This window comes from Alteromonas sp. KC3 (assembly GCF_016756315.1).
Classification (GTDB): Bacteria; Pseudomonadota; Gammaproteobacteria; order Enterobacterales; family Alteromonadaceae; genus Alteromonas.
Window position 1 is genome coordinate 2228697 of sequence record NZ_AP024235.1, and the last position, 21624, is coordinate 2250320.

Below are 21624 nucleotides of genomic sequence, written 5' to 3' on the forward strand. Positions count from 1 at the left end.
CTACTCTTTTATCTCTTGAAACGCGTCGAGCGCTCGTTGGCGTGACGCTTTTAAATCTACAATTGGCTTAGGGTAGTCCTTACCTAGTTCAATACCTGCGTCCTTCGCAATGATTCCTGGGGCTTCCCATGGTTTGTGGATGTACTTGTCTGGCAAGTTTTTAAGCTCCGGGCAATATCGACGCACATAGTTGCCTTTTTTATCGAATTTTTCTCCCTGTAAAATAGGGTTAAAGATTCTAAAGTACGGTGCTGCGTCTGCACCTGAGCCCGCGACCCATTGCCAACTGGCACTGTTGCTCGCAAGGTCAGCATCGAGCAAGGTATCCCAAAACCATCGCTCGCCTTCATGCCAGCTCAGCAACAAGTTCTTCACTAAAAACGACCCCACAATCATTCGTACTCGGTTGTGCATATAACCGGTTTGCCATAGTTCGCGCATGCCAGCGTCGACGATAGGAATGCCAGTGTTGCCCGTTTGCCACGCTTTGAGCGCTTTAGCATCAGTTCGCCATGGGAACTTATCGAACTTTTCGTTGAAATTTTTATTCGGCAATGTGGGAAAATGATACAGCAAGTAATAGCTAAATTCGCGCCAGCCTAATTCGCTTAAGTAGGTATCAATACTCTTATCTTCGCTATTTCCAAATTTATCTTTTATGGCGTACCACACTTGATTAGGAGAGACTTCACCAAAATGGAGATGTGGCGATAGCCGAGATGTTCCCTTTACAGAAGGAATGTCTCTGTCTTCTTTATAATTTCGTGCCGCGTTTTCGATGAAACTCGATAGGTTGTCAGCTGCGCCCTCTTCGCCAGGCTTCCAACTAGACTTAATGGTTTCATCCCACGCTATTGTTGGAAGCAAATCTAATGCTTCGAGCCCATCGCCAATATCCTTTACATCGGCGTAAGTGATCCTCGCAGGTGGTGCTTTAGGGTATCTGGGTTCATCAATTTGCAAACAGCCTTTTCGATAATAAGGCGTAAACACTCTGTACGGCGTACCATCCTTCTTGAGTACCTTCATAGGCTCCCAGAGCAAACTTCCGTTATAGCTCTGTGCGTCGAATCCGTCGTTTACAAGGGCTTTTTTTATACCCGTGTCACGATTTTTTTGCCATGGCTCATAGCAGCGATTCCAAAATATAGATTTGGCGCTGAATTCTTTTAACAATTTAGGAATAAGTTGCTTTGGATCGCCCTTAAAGATTTGAAGGTGTCCATTGAGGCGTTCATTTAATGAAGCTAAAGAGTGGTGTAGCCACCATTGACTCGCCCCACCAGGGATCCTTCCATCAGGTGTTGCCTCGTCATAAATATAAATGGGTACAATTTTTCCCATATCACAGGCAGCGTTAAGCGCAGGATTGTCTTTAACGCGTAAGTCTTGTCTGAACCACATGATGCTAACAGGAACGGTCACTATTTTTCCTTTTTTCGTTGTTCTATTTTTTAGTCGGTTACGTATTTCACTTACTACGATGTTCCTTCGGTTCAGGATCCGTTAGAAAATTAAAAAACTAATAGTGAAAATATATGGTAAATCAACCAATTAATCAGTGTGATAAAAAACAAACAAAACGAGGGCTTTATTGGTTTAGGAACGACCTACGGCTACACGACAATGAAGTATTGAAAGTGATGTGTGAAAGTGTCGATGAGATTACATTTATCTATATATTTGATGAGAAACTACTTAATACAGATAAAATGGGTCTGTCACGGATTGGCGCTCATCGTTTAAGTTTTTTAAAACAGTCGCTGTGGGATTTATCCAATAATTTACTCAAACTGGGTCACAAACTTCACATTTACTCTGGCGACCCTGTTAGCTGCGTAGCGTCTCTTGTCGACAGTGAGTTTTTTACACATGTTGGCATGAGTGTACACAATGGTTGGTACGAGCGTTGTGAGGAAGATGAGTTAAGAAAAAAACTCTTCGCTGTTGAATTTGTAGCGCAAGAAACCTTTGGTCTTTTTAATGAGAATGACCTGCCTTTTAGCATAAATAGCATGCCAGACGTATTCAGCCCGTTTAGGCGCAAAATTGAAAAAGCGTCAACGCCGCGTACTATTTGTGAGATACCTCAAGATTTCCCATTGAGCTACACACCAAAGCACTTACCAAGCCGATTGCCAGAGGTATTTGACGACATTACAACGAGTAATAGTTTTTCTTACGAAGAAGGAAAATTTATTGGTGGAGAAACCGCTGCTCTCGCTCATTTACAAAACTACTTATTTGAATGGCAGGTCGCTTCATCATACAAAGAAACTAGAAACGCTTTGGATACATGGCGACACAGTACGAAACTATCAGCATGGCTTGCAAATGGCTCACTTTCGGCAAGAGAGGTTGTAAGACAAGTTACGCATTTTGAGCAGACTGTTGAAAAGAATGATTCAACCTATTGGATATACTTTGAATTGTTGTGGAGAGAGTTTTTTTATTGGCTACAACGAAAATATCACAGTCAGTGGTTCGCATTTTCTGGAATTCAAAATAAAACACCGAACACCCGGCATGATCAAGAAACCTTTGAAAAGTGGTGTAATGGCACAACAGGCTACCCTATTGTTGATGCGTGTATGCGCCAATTGCTTCACACCGGATACATGTCTAACCGTGGAAGGCAACTTGTAGCCAGTTGTTTCGTGCATGAACTCGGACTAGATTGGCGTTATGGTGCGGCGTGGTTTGAGCAACAATTAGTAGACTATGACGTAGGCAGCAATTGGGGCAATTGGCTGTACCTTGCAGGTGTAGGTAGCGACCCAAGAGGCCATAGACAATTCAATCTACAAAAACAGACTGAAATCTACGACACTGACGGTAGCTTTCGCGCCAAATGGCTCAAGCCTACATAGAAATTGCGGTTGATGCTGGTAATGAAGTCATCAAATGACACTATCACAGTAGTTTGGTTTAAGCGGGATTTACGCTTGCGCGATCATGAGCCCCTATTTAGTGCATACAACAATAACGAAAATATCTTACTTCTTTATTGTTGGGAGCCATCGCTATTATGTGACCCTCATATGGATGAGCGACATTGGCGATTTGTAAGTCAAAGCCTTGCTGACATCGATGCACAATTGCCAAATAACAAGCGTGTGTTGCAACTTTATATGGAAGCCGCTGACGCTATCAGCCTTATTGCTCAACAATACCGCATTAACACGGTTAGGAGTCACCAGGAAATAGGTTTGAAGGTTACGTATAACCGTGATGTGAGCATTTCTAACTATCTGAAAAATAGCAATATATCATTTATAGAATGTCAGTACGGTGCGGTAATAAGAGGTTTACCAAATAGGACGCGTTGGCAAGCTAATTGGGAAGTACAATTCGCCAAAAATACGTTCGATTTTCCTATTGATGATGCAAAATGGGTGCACTGGCAAGGCAACGAAAAACTCTTCGCACAATATTGTGATTACCAAACAATTAATCCATCAGTAGCACATAATTCCAAGATGCAACAAGGCGGTGAACGCAGAGCATGGCAAGCGTTAAAACACTTTTTCGAAGCGCGCGGCATAAATTACCACAAACATATTTCACAACCAGAAGCGTCTCGTGAAGCATGTACACGTATAAGCCCTTATCTTGCGTGGGGTAATTTATCTATAAGACAAGCCTACCACGCAGTTATAAATCACAAGCGTGACAAGCGGCGTTTACAAGGCGAGCAAAAAGCTCAATGGCTAAGAGCATTAAACGCTCTCACTACACGCCTTCATTGGCACTGCCATTTCATTCAGAAATTTGAAAGTGAACATAGCATTGAATTTAGGGCAATGAACGATGGTTACGCGCACTTTCCTTATATTGAGGGTCCTGAATGCGAACGCCGATTTTACCTCTGGAAAACGGGGAAAACGGGTTATCCATTGGTCGATGCATGCATGCGCGCACTCGCGCAAACGGGCTACCTTAATTTTAGAATGCGCGCTATGGTAACGAGTTTTTTATGTCATCACTTAAACGTGCATTGGCTTAAAGCCGCCCACTATCTTGCAACGCAGTTTTTAGACTTCGAACCCGGAATACACTACCCCCAAATACAGATGCAAGCCAGCATAACAGGTATACACACTGTCAGGCTGTATAACCCACTCACACAATCAAAAAAGCTAGATCCGTCAGGCGTGTTTATAAAAAAATGGGTTCCCGAGATAAGGAAACTCCCTGATGACGCAGTGCATGCACCACACCTGCTCCCTCCCCTAGAAGCTCAAATGCTCGATTTTGACTTAACACGAGACTACGTAGAACCAATAATCGATATAGCTGCGCTCAGTAAACTTACGGCAAAACGTTTATGGGACTATCGCGAACGCGATGATGTTATTAAACATGCCAAACGCATTGTAGAACGACATTCAATGCAAAATAGTCCAAGCCGCACATGGCTTAAACAAAAACAAGCATCACATTAGGCAGAAGCGAAACCGTAACGATGTATGCGTAGATGTTCTACTAGCGATTATTTTTTCTGAGCCACTCATTTAATAGCTTTATTTGTCCGCACTTGTAGGCCGCGTACATTAAGCGCATCGCATTAGACATGGCTTCGCTGTCAGTCCAGTCTGTTTTTTCGCGAATTTCATCATAACAAGCTTTCGCTTCAGGGGTTACATACCCGCGAACAAGCTTTTTACCGGCCTCTTTTTGTCGCTCTCTAAACCGACGTTGTTTATCCGCATTAGCCTTAGCTTTCTCTGAAGGGCTTTTCTCGCTGCGTTTTTTTGCTTTTTTATCTGTCATAGTAATCACATAATTTTGCGTTACGTTTAGTCTAACACGCGTTTTTCTTCAGAAAAATGACTGTTCAGAGTTGTTTGGCGTACAAGTGTTCGCTAAATTAGCAACGAAATTATTCAACAATAACGAGCTGGGAATGTCAGAGAAGAAAAATAGCTTTAACAAAGAAGATTTACTTGCATGTAGTCGTGGTGAAATGTTTGGTCCAGGTAACAGTCAATTACCAGCGCCGAACATGTTAATGATGGATCGTGTTGTTTCAATCACTGAAGATGGTGGTGAGCACGGCAAGGGTGAAATAATTGCAGAACTCGACATTAACCCTGACCTGTGGTTTTTTGAGTGTCACTTCCCTGGCGACCCTGTGATGCCTGGCTGTCTAGGGTTAGATGCTATGTGGCAACTCGTTGGCTTTTTCTTAGGTTGGAGCGGAGGCCCCGGTAAAGGCCGTGCATTAGGTGTTGGCGAAGTTAAATTCACAGGGCAGATTTTGCCTACTGCGAAAAAAGTTACCTACAAGATTACAATGAAGCGTGTTATTAAGCGCAAATTGTTTATGGGCATGGCAGATGGCGTTGTAGAAGTTGATGGTCGCGAAATTTATGTAGCCAAAGATCTTAAAGTAGGCCTATTTCAAGATACGTCCAATTTCTAGTTTTAATCTTTAGGGATTTAAGACAGAAAAAAGCCCCTTTGCAGGGGCTCTTCCTTTTGCTTAATCAGTTCATAAAAGAGAAAGTGTTACTTAACACTTAAACCTAAGTGTCTATCTTCTACCGCTTCGCGCCATCCACCTAACCACTGTGAACGTGCATCGTTTTGCTGAAATGGACAATTTTCTTTCGAACGACCGCTGATACCAGCTTGATAGCCTTTTGCATGTGCGCGAGTCAGTTTATCTCTTTTTTGTCTTTTCATTGATTAGCCTCTTTTGTTTGTTGGGTGCACAACAAAACATTTCGCGAGCGCTCTACATCATCTTAGGTCGATAGTGCCGGAAAAATTTTGCGTACACTACTTTGATAGTGCAATTGACCAATTGGTTCAAGAAAAATAAAAAATTAAAGGTCTTGACAATCTTTAAATTGATGAAGTTTAAATGAAATATTTATTACATTTTTTATGCATAAATATTTCAGTTTTTACATCTCAAAGGCATAAAAAAAAACCGCATCAAGATGCGGTTTTTTACACAATCAATGTGATTACTTTTTAATGCGTCTGCGCATTAGCGCTACACCAAGAAGTGCTAACACACTTAGCCAACCCATTGACGCACCCTGGCGTTCATAGGGTTGTTCATCGTCAGGTATCTCGCATTCTTCAATGTCGCCATTACTTAGCGGAGAGAGTTTTACAGCAATAATATTATCAACTAGCTCTGTTTCGCCATCACTATTAATAATATCTACACCCGTTGCATAACGGTTGGTGTTCTTAACACGGGCATTTGCAATTATTTCGTTGTTGTCGTTGATATCAACCGCTTCAACTAACTCATAATCACTGTCACATGCAATGAGATCGTTCAAATCAGTAAACTCTTGCGTTTCAATGTTATACATAAACGCCGCTGTTTGACGGATGGAATCATTGCTTATAACTGAATCTGCTTTACCAACAATAATATTGTTGTTGTTAATGGCATTTGGGGTAACACCTGAACTCGTAAAGAAACCATCAGGATAGTACTGTTCTTGAGTATCTAGGTTATACGCGAATAATCGTGAACGCGCTATATCGCTGCGCGAACGCAAGACTGCCCCAGCCACCCAGTTGTTGTCATTAATATCTATTGCTTGGCTTAAGATATTCTCGTCTCTGGGTAGGAGTTCAATTGTCTCGCCATCGCGATACACGGTTGCAACACGTTCACTCTCCAACAACGCTGAGCTATTAGGGCGGGTTACAGAAACTCTGTCACCAGTTAATGCTTCACCAACCGCAATCCCCTGATTGTTTATGCTAAATGCGTAACTATAGTAGTGATTGGTGTCATCTTCTTCGCGTTCGAACAATAGCGGGAAGGTTTGTGTACTGATGACATCACCAGTAGCGTCTAACTGCCAGATAGTCGCATTTACTTCAGCAGCGAGTACAAAACTTGCCAATGCTCTTGTGCGTGTACTTGCGTTGATAAAGTAGGTGTCAATGCGCGGTACAACAAATGAGCCTGAATAAACGTTCGAGCGACAACGGCCTTCTGAAATGTCGGTGCGCGCCTCGGGGTCAGCACAATTGTCAATTGCATCATTAACCACATCTAAGAAACTCACTGAGCTATATCCGGCAACTTGCAGGTTCTCGTTAACACTTTGCGCAGAGGCATATCCGCCCAACGTGTCATCCACCGGAGGTAGTTTTGTAGTATTTCCAGCTACCTGCACAAATGCTTGCTGAGTAGATTCTGCGTAGGTGTAGTTAATGGTATCGCCATCTTCGTTCTCATACGGATCAAGTACAACAAGACCTGCAGAGTCACCTACGATAAAGTCACCGTTTAAACTATCGCGACCAGTAGCTTCTACTGAAAAGGTATAATCGTCAAATTTATCAGTAACTTGATCTAACCCGGGGACTAATGAAAAATCTTGAGTATCGGTGATGTAGGTTCTGTATTCCGCGAGTTTTTGCCCTTGCGTGGCCCCTACGTTTGAAAGCAGATAGTTAACGATAAGTGTGTAGTCAGCATCAGTGAATACGCCTTGTAATGCGTCATCTTCATTTTCTAGTGCTGCACCAAACTGGGTAAAAAATGTAGTGTCATTTTCTAACTGGTCTACATCGACAGGCGGATTAAATTCGCGCTGAACGACAGTTAACATTTTGCCTGAGTTGTCTATTGAGCGGGCAAAGTTGTTTACTGCGGTATCCTGTAAAGGAAGAGGCGTCACTGAATAGGTCGCGGCCATTGCCGAAACACTTCCTGTTGCCAACAGAACGGCGGCGGCAAGCTGAGTTCGTTTCATTTAAAATCCTATTTACTGCTGATTATCTTCCAGCATACTTTCTAGTTCATCCCAGCGCGCATACTTCTGGGAAAGTAATTCTTCTTTTTCTGCTAATGCGGCTAGGGCCTTAGCGGTGGTATCACTATCTTGTTTGAAGAAATCAGGGTCGTTTACCTGTTCTTGCATAGCTTCAAGCTCAGCCTCTAAAGACTCTAATTCTTGAGGCAATGATTCAAGCTCTCGCTGATCCTTATATGATAGCTTTTTCGTCTTGCGGGGAGAAGACTTAGCACTAGGACTGCTTGAAGTTAAATTAGTTTCATTCTTTACCTTGGCTTTTTCTTCTTTTTCAATCTGCTGACGCTTCTCCTGCTGCTCTTTATACCAGTTTTCAACGTCAGTGAAACCCCCGATAAACTCTCTGAGTTTCCCGTTGCCTTCAAATACAAGGCTGCTATTGGCAACATTATCAACAAATTCCCTATCGTGACTCACTAGTAATACCGTTCCCGTATACTCATTGAGTAAGGTCTCCAACATTTCGAGTGTTTCAACATCAAGGTCGTTTGTCGGTTCATCGAGTACTAATACGTTACTCGGTTTAAGCATTAATTTTGCGAGCATCAAGCGGTTCTTTTCACCACCTGATAACGATTTGACGGGCGCATTAACACGTTCTGGCGTAAACAAATAATCTTGCAGGTAACTGATAACATGACGAGGGTGACCGTTGACCATTAGATCGCGCTTGCCGTCACCAACGGCATCAATCACTGACTTTTCTAGGTCAAGGCCATGGCGATGTTGATCAAAATACGCCACTTCAAGGTTTGTCCCTTGTTTGCAATTACCCGAATCAGGTGTCAATTCGCCAAGTAATAATTTGATAAGTGTACTTTTGCCACTGCCGTTAGGTCCAATAAGCGCTAGCTTATCGCCACGTAATACATTGAGGTTAAGGCCTTTTACAATTGGCTTACCTTCAATGCTATAACTGAGGTCCTTAACCTCAAATACCATTTTGCCTGAGCGACCGCCTTGGTGTTGGTGTACAACTGCACTGCCCTGCACCGCTCGACGAGCTTTGCGCTCTTCACGGAGCTTTTTAAGTGCACGAACTCGACCCTCATTGCGAGTACGTCTTGCTTTGATCCCTTGTCGTATCCACACCTCTTCTTGCGCTAACTTTTTATCAAACTCAGCGTTTTGCGACGCTTCAACTTCTAAGTCGTGCTGCTTTTTCTCAAGGTAAGTTTCGTAATTGCCTGGGTAGCTTGTTACGGTTCCACGGTCTAAATCGACTATGCGCGTGGCCATTGCGCGAATAAATGCACGGTCGTGGCTAACGAATACAATTGCACCTTTATAGTTGCTCAAACTAGATTCGAGCCAACGAATCATTTCAATATCAAGGTGGTTAGTCGGTTCATCTAGCAATAACAAATCCGGTGAGCGAACTAGCGCGCGAGCAAGAGCAGCTTTACGGCGCCACCCACCTGATAAAGTAGATAGCGATATATCTGGGTCGAGTTTGAGCATGGTTAGCGTTTGTTCAATTTGCTGTTCAAATTGCCATGCATCCCGCGCCTCTAAGGTTTCTTGTAAACGCTGAAGTTTGTTTAGATTGGCTTCGCTTGGGTCTTCACCAACCAGTTTTGTTTGATGAAAATAGGCTTTAAGTGTTTCACCCACATCTGACAAGCCCTCTGCCACATAATCAAATAGGGTTACATCTGTGGTCTGGGGCGGGTCTTGTTCCAATCTTGCGATGACTGTATTGTTTTCAATAATACGCTGCCCATCGTCAGCGATAACATCGCCAGCAATGACTTTCATCAAAGTAGACTTGCCACTTCCATTTCGGCCAACTAGGCAAACCCTTTCTTTAGGTTGCACTACCAACTCAACGCCATCAAGCAGTGGTGGGTTACCGTAAATCACAGTGATATCTTTTAACTGCAGAATACTCACTGAAGAAACTCCTCTAAGTCTTCTCTTGAAAAGGGCCAGCCGATTTCTTTGTTATTATCTTCTCGTTTAAACACAGGTATGCGGGCACCGTACAAATGGTAAAGCTCAGTGCTCTGGCGAATATTGACCTTCTCTACTTCTAGGGCTTTAAACGAAGAGGTGTTTTTTAATTCAATATCTGCTAAATCACACAAACTGCACTGTGGCCCGGTATAGAAAAAAATCTTCATGATGTCAGTATCCAGCACTGATGAATATTACCTTTTCGAGCAAAGTCTTCTGGTATTGTTTGCTTGGTAATATTCTCTATTGATAAGCCAAGCTCACTAATAGCTGTTTCATCCAGTTTAAAACCGCGTTTATTATTTGAGAAAATTATGGTACCGCCCTCTTTTAAACACTGTTTCGCATCACTTAGCATGTTGACGTGGTCACGCTGTACATCCCATGTATTTTGCATGCGTTTAGAATTTGAAAACGATGGAGGGTCAATAAATATGAGGTCGTATTTGCCCTTATGCGACGCTAACCATGTTGTGCAGTCTGCTTGAATGAAAGCATGTGGACCTGACAACTTGTTAAGTGCTACGTTTTTCTTAGCCCAGTCGAGATACGTATTAGACATATCTACTGTTGTAACTGACTTTGCTCCGCCTTTGGCTGCAAAAACAGACACGCTGCCAGTGTAAGAAAACAAATTCAGTACGTCTTTATCTTTAGCCATCTGCATGACTTTTTGACGAGTATTACGGTGATCTAAAAAGAGTCCGGTATCAAGGTAGTCAGTTAGGTTAACGAGAAAACGAGCGCCGTTTTCAAACACTTCCATCATCTCACCAGACTGATTTATCTTTTCGTACTGTTTTGTACCTTTCTGCTGACTACGCACTTTAAGCGCTATTTGTTTGGGTGAAACACCTGTTACAGCAGGCAGATGTAACAATACCTCTTGCAGGCGCTTGCGGGCTTTTTCTTCAGATACCGTCTTCGGTGGCGCATACTCTTGCACCACAAGCCAATCACCATAGCGATCAACCGCGACGTTATAGTCTGGCAAATCTGCATCATAGATGCGGTAGCAATTAGTATTGGCCGTCTTAATCCAGCCTTTCATTCGCTTTAAGTTCTTTTTAAGACGATTTGCAAATTCGTGGTTACTGGCATCTTCACCAAATTGCACCGTATTTTCTTCATCAAGTACATAATTTGCGAGGCGACACTCTAACTTTCCGTTGTTCATCGCGTAATCTTTGGTAGCGCGAAGCTTCAATACACGCAACAGATCCCGATTGCTACTTAACAGTGAAACATGCCATCCCTTCCACGCTTCTTTAAAGCGCTTACCCCAATCATTGAATAGCGGTATTAATGACGTGAGTTCACCCAAGCGTTCACCGTAAGGAGGGTTGGATACTACATAGCCAGGTGTCGAAACAGGTGGAGATGATTTTGTCGCATCTTGCTGACTAAACTGAATATCGTTAAACACGCCGGCAAAGTCAGCGTTTGCTTTTGCAATGGCCACCATTTTACGGCTAAAGTCACCTGCATAAATGCCCGCACATGACGGTTTTTGTGCCTCGATGGCACTATTCAATAATTTTTCCCAAACCGGCTGCTCGTGACCTAACCACTTCGTAAAACCCCAATAGCTACGTTTAATACCTGGGGCAATATTACGTGCAATATACGCCGCTTCTATGGCAATTGTGCCTGAACCACACATTAGGTCGACCAATGGCGCGTCTTGGTTTTCTGTCCATCCACTTCGAATAAGCATCGCACTTGCGATATGTTCTTTAAGTGGTGCATCTCCCGTTTGTTGACGGTATGCGCGCTGGTGCAAGCTCGCGCCAGCCAAATCAATACCTAAAATCACGTTATCGCGATGTAACCTAGCGTACACCGAAATATCAGGTGACTTTCTTTCAACAGAAGGACGTGCTAATCCTTGCTCGACAAAAGAATCAACGATGGCGTCCTTTACGCGAACAGCACCAAATTGCGTGTTTTTAATGGCAAAGTTGGTACCAATGAACTGTACTGATAACGTATGACGAGAACCCATGTGCATCTGCCAATCTATGCTCATAGCGGTGTTATAGAGTGCCTCGGCATCACCTGCCTTCCCTGTCGCTAACACCCAAATTACGCGGTTGGCAAGACGAGACCACAAGCAAAGTTTGTAGGCGTCTTCCTTGCTTCCTTCAAACTGAATAGTACCGGGCCCTTGTTTTATTTGGGCGTCGGGACAAAGTGATAACACTTCTTGCTTGAGAAGTTCGTCAAGACCGCGACTGGTCGTCACCAGAATTGTATTCATTCATGTACCTGTTTTGATAGGGGCGCAAGAAACCTCACGCACCCAAAGTAGATTGTTTCAGATGTATTATAACGCGTTTACAATGCGTTTAACGAGTGACGGGCCTTGGTAGATAAAAGCAGAATATACCTGAACCAATGATGCGCCGGCATCTAACCTCGCTTTGGCCGCCTCAGGAGAGTCAATACCGCCAACGCCTATTATGGGCATAGAACGCTCTAGCGCTTTGGCTAGCTTGCGGGTGACCGCTAAGCTCATGTCTGTCATTACAGAACCACTTAGGCCGCCCATTTCATCACAATGCGGTAAACCTTGAACAGCGTCACGAGATAAGGTGGTATTAGTGGCAATTACACCGTCCATTTTCGTTTTTATTAACGATTGGGCGATACTTTCGATTTCAACGTCACTTAAATCTGGTGCTATTTTAATAAACAAAGGTACGTATTTACCGTGTGTTTGCGTTAGGGTTTCTTGTGCTGCTTTAAGGCCTGCGAGCAATTTATCTAACGCTTCACCGTATTGTAGATTTCGAAGCCCAGGGGTGTTAGGCGAAGAAATATTGATGGTGACGTAACTTGCATAAGGGTAAACCTTATTTAAACAAATCAAGTAATCGTCAAGCGCTTTACTTTCTTCAGTATCTTTGTTTTTACCAATATTTATTCCAATAGGACCTTTAAATTGTGCCTTTTTAACCTGTTCAACAAGATGGTCTACACCTTTATTGTTAAAGCCCATACGATTAATAATGGCATGCTTCTCAGGAATGCGGAATAAGCGTGGTTTTGGGTTGCCCGGTTGTGGTCGTGGCGTCACTGTGCCTATTTCAACAAAGCCAAACCCCATGCTAGAAAACGCATCAATACAGTCGCCATTTTTGTCAAGACCAGCAGCTAAACCTACAGGGTTGTCAAATGTCATACCCGCAATGGTGACGGGCTTTTTGATTGTGGGTGTGCTGTACATCCATTTCAGCGGTGTATGTTGGGTCTTATTCAACCAGTTAATGGTGAAATCGTGACTTTTTTCAGGCTCGCACTGAAGTAAGAATTTTTGCACTAAGGATTGCATGACAGTAATAAACGCTCACAAATATAAAAAAGCCCTGTTCAACAGGGCTTAAATTATTAAGGTGCGTGTATTCTAATGGTTAGACTTCACGCTTAAAAGCATCAATTCACGTAAAGCGACAGAAAATTTAGCAAATTCATGCGTACTGCTTGTCTTAAACTCAGACATCATGTGATACCAACGCTTTAACAACACTTGATTGCTATCAATCCACTCATCCAGTATTTGATTTGCATCTTTGGAATCTTCACGAGATGCAAGCAAGTTAGCAGTTATAGAACGTTGCTGCCAATCAAGCTCTTCTCGATAGGACGCGCGTGCCAAAGCTTGCCAGTGGTTAGTTACTGTTTGATTGTTGATTTGATCTAAGAACCAGTGCAGTTCAAGTTTAGAACCTAGTTGATAATACAATTTCGCAACCACATCGGTATCGTGCTTATCTGATTCAACAATTTGTGCCAGGTCGAAACTTGAGAACATATTTGAGAAGCTAGCCACTTGATATGCGATATCTTGTGGTACGCCCTCATTAATGTATTTCTGCGTTGCTTTTTCAAGCTGTGCATACTCACTTTCAACCAAATAATGTTGAAGATTGGTAGACAGCGTATCAAAAGTACCGCGGTAACTCGCAATCGCTTCATCAATAGACTGAGCTTTGTTACCGTGACGAATGTACCAACGCGAAGCACGGCGCATAATACGTCTGGCTTCATCTAGCATCTTGAGTTGAAGCTGAGCAGGAATAACGTTATCAAGTTGCTCGATACGCTCCCATAGCGTCTTCATATTAAAGATACCATGCACAATAGCGTATGCATCGGCAATCTCACTAACACTAGCACCGGTTTCCTCTTGCATTCTGAATACAAAATTAAGACCCATATCGTTAACCATGTTGTTGGTTAACTTAGTGGCAATAATTTCACTGCGTAGAGGGTGTTGTTGCATGTGATCAGCAAACTTTTTACGCAACACTTCTGGGAACGCTTCTACTAACAATTTACCGTGATACGGATTATCAGTGATCTCAGGAATATTGAGCGCGTCTTTTAGCACCATTTTGCCATAGGCAATCAACACACTTAACTCAGGTCGAGTGAAGCCTTGATCGGTAGCAACGCGATCAGAAATTTCATCATCACTTGGAATAAACTCTAGCTCACGGTTAAGTTGCCCTTCACGCTCAAGTCCGTGAATAAATCGCAGTTGTTCTTTAAGTTGCTTAACGCCTGCCATTTCGGTTATTGAAATAGATTGGGTCTGGCGATAACAGTCTTTAAGTACAATGCGCGACACATCATCAGTCATGTCGTATAACAACTTGTTGCGCTGTTTAAGCGTAAGTTCACCATCGTTTACTAGGCTGTTAAGCAAGATTTTGATATTAACTTCGTTATCTGAGCAATCTACGCCACCCACGTTATCGATGAAGTCGGTATTAACACGACCACCATTAGACGCATATTCAATACGACCTAGTTGGGTAAGGCCCAAGTTACCGCCTTCACCAACGATTTTCGCTTGTACGTCACGACCGTTAACGCGTAAGTCATCATTTGCACGGTCGCCCACTTCTGAGTGCGATTCCTTTTTACTCTTAATGTAGGTACCGATTCCACCATTCCATAGCAGGTCAACTGGCATTTTAAGAATGTTGTGGATCAACTCGTTAGGTGTCATCGTTAACTGACGTGTACCCAACCACTTCTTCATTTCTGGCGTCAGTTTTATAGACTTAGCAGAACGATTAAATACACCGCCGCCCTTTGAAATCAATTTGCTGTCGTAGTCTTCCCAACTCAGACTTGGATTTTCGAATAGGCGCTTACGCTCTTCATAGCTTGCCGCCGCATCTGGATTCGGGTCGAAGAAAATGTGCAAATGGTTAAACGCGGCAATTAAGCGTGTGTGCTTTGATAACAACATACCGTTACCAAATACATCCCCTGCCATATCACCAACACCCGCACAGGTGAAATCTGTGGTTTGACAGTCGATACCAATTTCACGGAAATGACGCTTAACAGATTCCCAACCACCACGGGCCGTAATGCCCATTTTCTTATGGTCGTAACCGATACTACCGCCAGATGCAAATGCATCGCCTAACCAGAAACCAAACTCTTCAGCAATGCCATTGGCAATATCAGAGAATGTAGCAGTACCTTTGTCTGCTGCAACAACTAGGTAAGGGTCGTCATCATCTAAACGAACAACGTCTTTTGGCGGAACAATTTCACCGTTTACAATGTTATCAGTAATATCAAGTAAGCTTGTTATGAAAGTACGGTAACACGCTTGACCTTCAGCTTGGATGGCTTCTCTGCCCTGCCCAACTGGCAAGTTTTTACATACGAAACCACCTTTTGCGCCAACGGGTACGATAACGGTATTTTTTACCTGCTGTGCTTTAACAAGGCCTAATACTTCTGTGCGGAAATCTTCTTGTCTGTCTGACCAACGAAGACCACCACGTGCCACTTTACCACCACGTAAGTGAACGCCTTCAACACGCGGGCTATATACGAAGATTTCGAACTTAGGCAGCGGAAGCGGCATTTCAGGGATCAATTCAGGCATCATCTTGAATGAAACGTAAGACTTTTCATTACCTGCATCGTCTGTCTGATAGAAGTTGGTACGCAATGTCGCACACATCATATCGAGATAACGGCGAATGATTCGGTCATCATCAAGGTTGCTAACGTTATCTAGTTGCGCTTTTATTGTCTCTAATAGCGCTTCTTCTTTCTTCTCGTTACGCTTTTTCTTAGGGTTAAAGCGCTGGTCAAAGAAATCGACTAACAAACGTGCAATATCAGGGTAATTGGCCAACGTATTGGCAATGTAATCTCGGCTGAATGAACTGCCTGTTTGACGCATGTATTTTGCATAGGCACGCAACACAGTAACCTTACGGCCTGTCATATTGGCACCCAAGATTAAGCGGTTAAATGCATCGTCTTCGAGAGTCTTGTACCATACTTTAGCAAATGCATCTTGGAACAAGATTTGTGCATTTTCCATGTCAAAGTGTTGTCCACTTTTATGCAACATGGTGAAGTCCATCACCCAATTACGCTCACCTTCTGAGCAGGTAATTTTGTAGGGGCTCTCATCAATAACACGTAGTCCAAAGTTCTCCAGCATAGGTAGAACATCAGATAAGTGAATAGGCTCTGCTCTATGAAACAGCTTAAGCTTAACTACTTGGCTGTCTGCATCTTCTTCTTGAGGTCGGTAGAACAACATATCAAGCGTATGGTTGTCGTCTAGCATCTCTAGCTTACCGATATCAACAAGCGCAGCTGATGGTAGGTTATGTTCCATGTAACTGCGAGAAAACGCGTTATTGTATTTGCGTTCTAGCGCTTTACCCGATGCTTCACCATGAGCGGCACTGATAGCTGAAGCCAGGCGGTCGTTCCACGTTTTGGTCAACTCAATAATATTTTGTTCTATTTCCTTCACGTCAAATTCCGCGTTGTTGTCGTTGACTCGGGCAATGTAATGCGTACGTGCATACACAGACTCAGAGAAGAATGTGGTGAACTCGACTTCTTCAGTAGCGCCTAAAGAAGCTTTCAATAATGCTTGTGTTTCTTTACGAAGTTGTGTGTTGTAACGCTCTCTTGGTACAAACACCATACACGAGAAGAAACGACCAAAGATGTCTTTGCGTATAAACAAACGCGATATGCCGCGCTCTTGCATCTGGAAGATACCCATAACAATTTGAGCAAGCTCTTCTGCTGGCGTTTGCAGTAGCTCGTCACGTGGGTATGTTTCAATGATATTTGTGAACGCTTTAAATGCATGTGTACCAGGTTCAAAACCTGAAAGCTCACAAATACGGTTAATTTTTTCGCGTAAAATAGGTAACTGCGTAACACTATTATTGTAGAAAGAGGCTGAGTACAAGCCTAAGAAACGATGCTCGCCTACAACTTGCCCTTCTTTGTTAAATACCTTAACGCCAACATAATCCATGTAAGCTGGACGATGTACACGCGCTCGCGAATTTGTTTTAGTCAAAATCAATGGGTTTTGACTAAGTGCTTCAGCACGCGCAGACGCTGGCAGCTTCGACAGTAAACGCTCGCGATCGTTAATTGAATTTTTCAACAAACCCAAGCTTGTATCATTTTGAGGGATCCAGCGGTGATCACCTTCAATAGCTTTAACCTCATAATAACGGTAACCCATCATTGTAAAGTTGTGGTCGCCCAGCCATTCTAAATACGCTTTTGTTTGTTTCTTCGTATCAGCAGACACAGGCCAGTTGTACTTAGCGCTGCCTTTAATCACGTCTTGCAACGTATTTGTCATGTCTTGCCAGTCTTGAACTGCAAGCGAAACTTCATCAACTACAGAGTGAAGCTCTTGTGTGAGCGCTTCAATATCCTTTTTCGATGTCTGTCTATCTATCTCAATAAAGATGACAGTCTCTTTTTTCGCGCCATCTAGCGCCTGCCCTGGTTCTGCAAACGCTTCTACTTTGTTAGCGTCATTTCGCTTTATGCCAATGGGGCTATGTAAGAACAGATGCGATGTAATATTAAGACGGTTCAGCAACATACGCACTGAGTCAACCAAAAACGGCATATCAGAGACGATGATTTCAACGATGGTATGACTTGAGTGCCAACCATGTTTTGCAATCTCTGGATTAAATACACGAATGTAGGGTGACGCGTTATCGAACTTTGCTAATCCGTTCCATAAACTAAGTGTTGCACCATAAAGGTCGCTGTCGTTGCGATTTTCTAAATCATCGCTAGATATATTTTTATACAACAGACGTCCGAATTGCTGCACAAGAGACTTCTGCTTGGTATCTACTTTCTTGTCTATCAATGCAAATACGTTATCTAGCAGTACTGAGTGTCGCTGTGAGGTGACTGTCATTTGTTAACCTTTTTTTAAAGTGGTAATACCAGTCTCATTGGTATAAGTGCCGAGTACCTAACTATTTTCTCTAATAAATGACGCTATTGAAAGCCCAATTTTAACCTTAATTTAACAGGATAGATAAGTATGCAAAAAACACCAAAAAAAAGGGCCTAAAGGCCCTTTTTTATGCGTAGCTATGCAAAAATAATTTATGCACCAGGGTCACACTTATTCCACCATAGGAACCTAGCCAGTGCTGGCAGTACAATTATTGCACCAAGCATGTTCACTACGAACATAAAGGTAAGCAAAATACCCATGTCCATTTGGAATTTTAGCGATGAGAATACCCAAGTACTCACACCAATAGCCAAGGTAATACCTGTGAACAATACTGCACTACCGCGTTCTTTAAGCGCTGCAAAATACGCTTCTTGAACCGTCGCTCCCTGTTTCAACATTAGGCTCTTCGTCGAAAGGATATAAATACCATAGTCTACGCCGATACCCACGCCAAGTGCGATAACTGGCAAAGTGGATACGGTGAGCCCTATTTGAAGATACGTCATCAGTGCCTGTGCCAATACCGATACAACGTACAGTGGAATAACAACGACTAACGTTGCTCTTACTGAACGGAAGCTTATTAAGCACAACGCGATAACTGCGCCAAAAACATAAAGCATCATTGGGTCTTGTGCTGCGCTTACTGCCTCATTCGTCGCGGCCATAACGCCAACTGGACCTGATGCCAAGCTAAACTTCATGTCGTCGGTTTCATAGTCGGTTCTATACTGTTTAACCGCATCAACCACACGAGAGATAGTTTCTGCTTTGTGATCTTCCATAAATAGGATAATTGGCATTACAGAACAGTTACTGTTTAACAAACCTGACGAGGTAGGAACGCGCGAAATCGCTTGTACCAGTGTTTGTTGGTTACGCGGTAGTACTTGCCACTTTACGTTACCCTCGTTGTATCCCGCGTTAACAATTTTAGCAACTGATGCTAGCGAAACAGCAGATTGAACGCCTTGCACGTTTTCCATTTTCCACTGGAAGTCATCCATTGCCTTCATCACACTGTGCGATGTACAGGCTTCAGGCGTGGTTTCAACCAAAATAGAAATATAATCTACGGTTACTTCATATTTGTCGGTAATCAAGAAAGTATCTTGGTTATAGCGTGACGTTTCATGGAGAGCTGGCGCACCAGCATGTAAATCACCAATCTTCATATTCTGTGCTTGGAAATGGCCAAGTACGAATAGCACAGCCGTAATGGCAAGAATAATAGCCGCAGGCTTTTTACGTGAACACGCCGCTATAACTTCCCAAAACTTCGCGTTTGCATTCTCTTTCCCTGCAAACTTGTCCATATATTTTTGGTCAAGCTTTAGGAAGCTCATTAATACCGGAAGCAACAGCAAATTAGTTAAAATGATGACGGCAACACCCATACTCGCTGTAATGGCAAGTTCGCGAATTATGCCGATATCGATAACCAACAACGTCATAAAGCCTACCGTGTCAGATAACAGCGCAATTCCGCCTGGCACAAGTAGGTTTCTGAATGCCGCCATTGAAGCGCGTTTTGCGCCGATTCCTGTTACTGCTTGTTTCTCTACGGCGTTTATCATCTGAACGCCGTGACTAACACCAATAGCGAATACCAAGAATGGGACAAGAATCGACATTGGGTCCATCCCAAATCCAATCGATGTGAGTAACCCAAGCTGCCAGATAACTGCAATAATTGAACATACTAGTGGGAGTAGCGTTAGCATGAAACTGCGCGAGAAGAAATACACCATTACTGCTGTGATAGCGATAGCAATAGCGAAGAAGACTAAAACATCTTTTGCACCGTCCGCTACGTCACCAATCATCTTAGCGAAACCGATAATATGAACGGAGGTCTTGTCATTCTCGTATTGACCCCGAAGCTGCTCTTCTAACTCAGCCGCTAACGCTAAAGTATTGAGAGGCTCACCTGTTTGCGGGTCTATATCAAGTAATTGCGCGGTAACCATGGCACAGCTGTAATCACTAGAAACCTGCCGCCCAACTATGTTTGCTTTTTCTACGTTAGCCGCAACAAGGTCAAGTGCTTCTTGGTTTGAAGAATTAAAGTCAGCTGGAATAACTGGGCCGCCTGCAAAACCGCCTTCTACAATTTCAGTAAAGCGGGTTGAAGGTGAAAACAACGAAATAACCAATGAACGATTTACGCCATTAATAAAAAACAATTGGTCGTGAACGTTTTTTAGCGTATCGAAAAAGTTTTGGTTATATATATTGCCTTCTTTGTCACACACTGAAACCAATATGTTATTAGCACCACCAAAATCTTGACGATGCTCAATATAGGTTTTCATGTACTCGTGGTTAAGTGGAATATTCTTTTCAAATCCCGCGTCAAGGCGCATTTGTGAAGCTTGGTAGCCTAGAAATACCGTAGCTAAAGCGAAAAGTGCCACTACAAGTTTTCGGTTACCAAAGACAAGTCTTTCTAGAAATTGGGTCATTGTTCTTATACTGCCCTATTTTAGCGCTAATGTTTTTATGCCATTAGCAGTCACGGCAATACTATTGCCCTTAAACTGTGTGGCATTTAACAATGCGGCTTTATCTTTTATCTGTGTTACTTCTATCCCTTCGTCTGCTTTGCAGTCTGTAGGGTTAGCATAGGGATCGCGCATACTGGTTGGAAGTGGCCGCTGAGCACTGATCATCATACCGTTGTTGCCCAACGCATAAACTTTGGATTCAGAGCCAACCAAAATGGAATTTAATGTACTTGTCGAGCAAGTTTGAACATATTCCCACTCTCCTTCATCGCGACTAACAAAAATATTGCCACGTAAACCAACCGCCAACACAGTGCGAGCGTCAAGCGGCTTGATATCAAAAAATGAACCCGTGTAGTCTACGTAGTAGCGTTCCCACGACTCACCCATATTCTCACTTTTAGCCAGCAAACCCGCCTCACCTGCAAGGTAAAGCGTATTCCCATCTAACGTCACTCTATTTAAGTGAGGCAGGATAGACTCTAATTCTTGTTGATAGAAGGCTTCGTCTTCTTTTCGAATTTCTTCAAGATATTCTCTGTCCATGGGGTCAAGAAGACTGGCATGGCGCTCAGCAGACCAGTTTTGTCCGCCATCAGTAGTACGATAAAAAAGTCCGTAAGCACCGGCCGCTATACCGTGCTTTTCGTCGAAAAATAAAACATCTAAGAATGGACGCTCTAATTCAGGCTGATAGTTTTGAACTTCCCATGTTTCGCCTTTATCAGATGAATGAAGAATGACAGCGTCGTGTCCGACTGCCCAAATGTGCTCACCAACGACCGTCGTTGCTGTGAGTGTTGAATGCGTAGGTACAGCTTTTTGGTTAAAAGTCTGACCATCTTCAGAAACTAAAACGTGACCCCGTTCACCGACAATAACGACAAATTTATCAGCGTCTATGTCCAAAAGAACAGATTGCTCAACCAAAGGTGCCATGAATGCTTCTTCGGCAAATGCAGTAGTTGAATAATTAACTGCAAAGGTGGCGGCAATGCACGCTGCAATGGTTTTTTTCATAATTAACCATTCCCCCTATTTATAATTGTCTGTATACAAAAACGGTTGG

General features: G+C 43.1%; 14 protein-coding genes. 3 read left to right on the forward strand and 11 right to left on the reverse strand.

Annotation, left to right across the window (positions count from 1 at the left end):
• Window positions 1-1425 (reverse strand): cryptochrome/photolyase family protein, encoded by a 1425-nt coding sequence (locus JN178_RS10070; protein ID WP_202265748.1) that lies wholly within the window; start codon window positions 1423-1425, stop codon window positions 1-3.
• A gap of 113 nt (window positions 1426-1538) precedes the next feature.
• Between JN178_RS10070 and JN178_RS10075 the strand changes: the two genes are divergently transcribed.
• A complete protein-coding gene (locus tag JN178_RS10075) occupies window positions 1539-2870 on the forward strand; it encodes a DASH family cryptochrome (protein WP_202265750.1) in 1332 nt (443 codons plus the stop codon).
• A 21-nt stretch (window positions 2871-2891) separates the two neighbouring features.
• The gene (locus JN178_RS10080) at window positions 2892-4445 is read left to right on the forward strand and encodes a cryptochrome/deoxyribodipyrimidine photo-lyase family protein (RefSeq protein ID WP_202265752.1); all 1554 of its coding nucleotides are present in this window, start codon (window positions 2892-2894) and stop codon (window positions 4443-4445) included.
• Between the two features lie 40 nt (window positions 4446-4485).
• On the opposite strand, the gene JN178_RS10085 is transcribed toward JN178_RS10080, so the two are convergent.
• Window positions 4486-4773: a hypothetical protein gene (locus JN178_RS10085; RefSeq protein ID WP_202265754.1), complete on the reverse strand. Its 288-nt coding sequence runs from the start codon at window positions 4771-4773 to the stop codon at window positions 4486-4488.
• A 133-nt stretch (window positions 4774-4906) separates the two neighbouring features.
• Here JN178_RS10085 and fabA point away from each other — a divergent pair, with 133 nt between their 5' ends.
• A complete protein-coding gene (fabA, locus tag JN178_RS10090) occupies window positions 4907-5425 on the forward strand; it encodes a bifunctional 3-hydroxydecanoyl-ACP dehydratase/trans-2-decenoyl-ACP isomerase (RefSeq protein WP_202265756.1) in 519 nt (172 codons plus the stop codon).
• An 86-nt stretch (window positions 5426-5511) separates the two neighbouring features.
• On the opposite strand, the gene rmf is transcribed toward fabA, so the two are convergent.
• The 9 genes from rmf to JN178_RS10135 form a co-directional block, all read right to left on the reverse strand.
• Complete coding sequence (rmf, locus tag JN178_RS10095) at window positions 5512-5688, reverse strand: ribosome modulation factor (protein WP_159624501.1); 177 nt, start codon at window positions 5686-5688, stop codon at window positions 5512-5514.
• Between the two features lie 287 nt (window positions 5689-5975).
• A complete protein-coding gene (locus JN178_RS10100; RefSeq protein WP_202265758.1) occupies window positions 5976-7739 on the reverse strand; it encodes a DUF3466 family protein in 1764 nt (587 codons plus the stop codon).
• A gap of 12 nt (window positions 7740-7751) precedes the next feature.
• Window positions 7752-9692, reverse strand: a complete 1941-nt coding sequence (gene uup / locus JN178_RS10105) for an ATP-binding cassette ATPase Uup (protein WP_202265760.1) — start codon at window positions 9690-9692, stop codon at window positions 7752-7754.
• Window positions 9689-9922, reverse strand: a complete 234-nt coding sequence (locus JN178_RS10110) for a glutaredoxin family protein (protein WP_202265762.1) — start codon at window positions 9920-9922, stop codon at window positions 9689-9691. The genes uup and JN178_RS10110 overlap by 4 nt, the downstream gene beginning before the upstream one ends.
• On the reverse strand, window positions 9919-12015 hold the full coding sequence (gene rlmKL, locus JN178_RS10115; protein ID WP_202265765.1) for a bifunctional 23S rRNA (guanine(2069)-N(7))-methyltransferase RlmK/23S rRNA (guanine(2445)-N(2))-methyltransferase RlmL: 2097 nt from the start codon (window positions 12013-12015) through the stop codon (window positions 9919-9921). The genes JN178_RS10110 and rlmKL overlap by 4 nt, the downstream gene beginning before the upstream one ends.
• 66 nt (window positions 12016-12081) lie before the next feature.
• Window positions 12082-13089, reverse strand: a complete 1008-nt coding sequence (gene pyrD, locus JN178_RS10120; RefSeq protein ID WP_202265767.1) for a quinone-dependent dihydroorotate dehydrogenase — start codon at window positions 13087-13089, stop codon at window positions 12082-12084.
• Window positions 13090-13161: 72 nt separating this feature from the next.
• Window positions 13162-18000 carry an NAD-glutamate dehydrogenase gene (locus JN178_RS10125; protein WP_202265769.1) on the reverse strand — a complete coding sequence of 1613 codons (4839 nt, stop codon included), beginning with the start codon at window positions 17998-18000 and terminating at the stop codon, window positions 13162-13164.
• Between the two features lie 194 nt (window positions 18001-18194).
• Window positions 18195-20513, reverse strand: a complete 2319-nt coding sequence (locus tag JN178_RS10130; protein WP_202265771.1) for an efflux RND transporter permease subunit — start codon at window positions 20511-20513, stop codon at window positions 18195-18197.
• A gap of 15 nt (window positions 20514-20528) precedes the next feature.
• On the reverse strand, window positions 20529-21575 hold the full coding sequence (locus tag JN178_RS10135; RefSeq protein WP_202265773.1) for a WD40/YVTN/BNR-like repeat-containing protein: 1047 nt from the start codon (window positions 21573-21575) through the stop codon (window positions 20529-20531).
• Window positions 21576-21624: the final 49 nt, after the last annotated feature.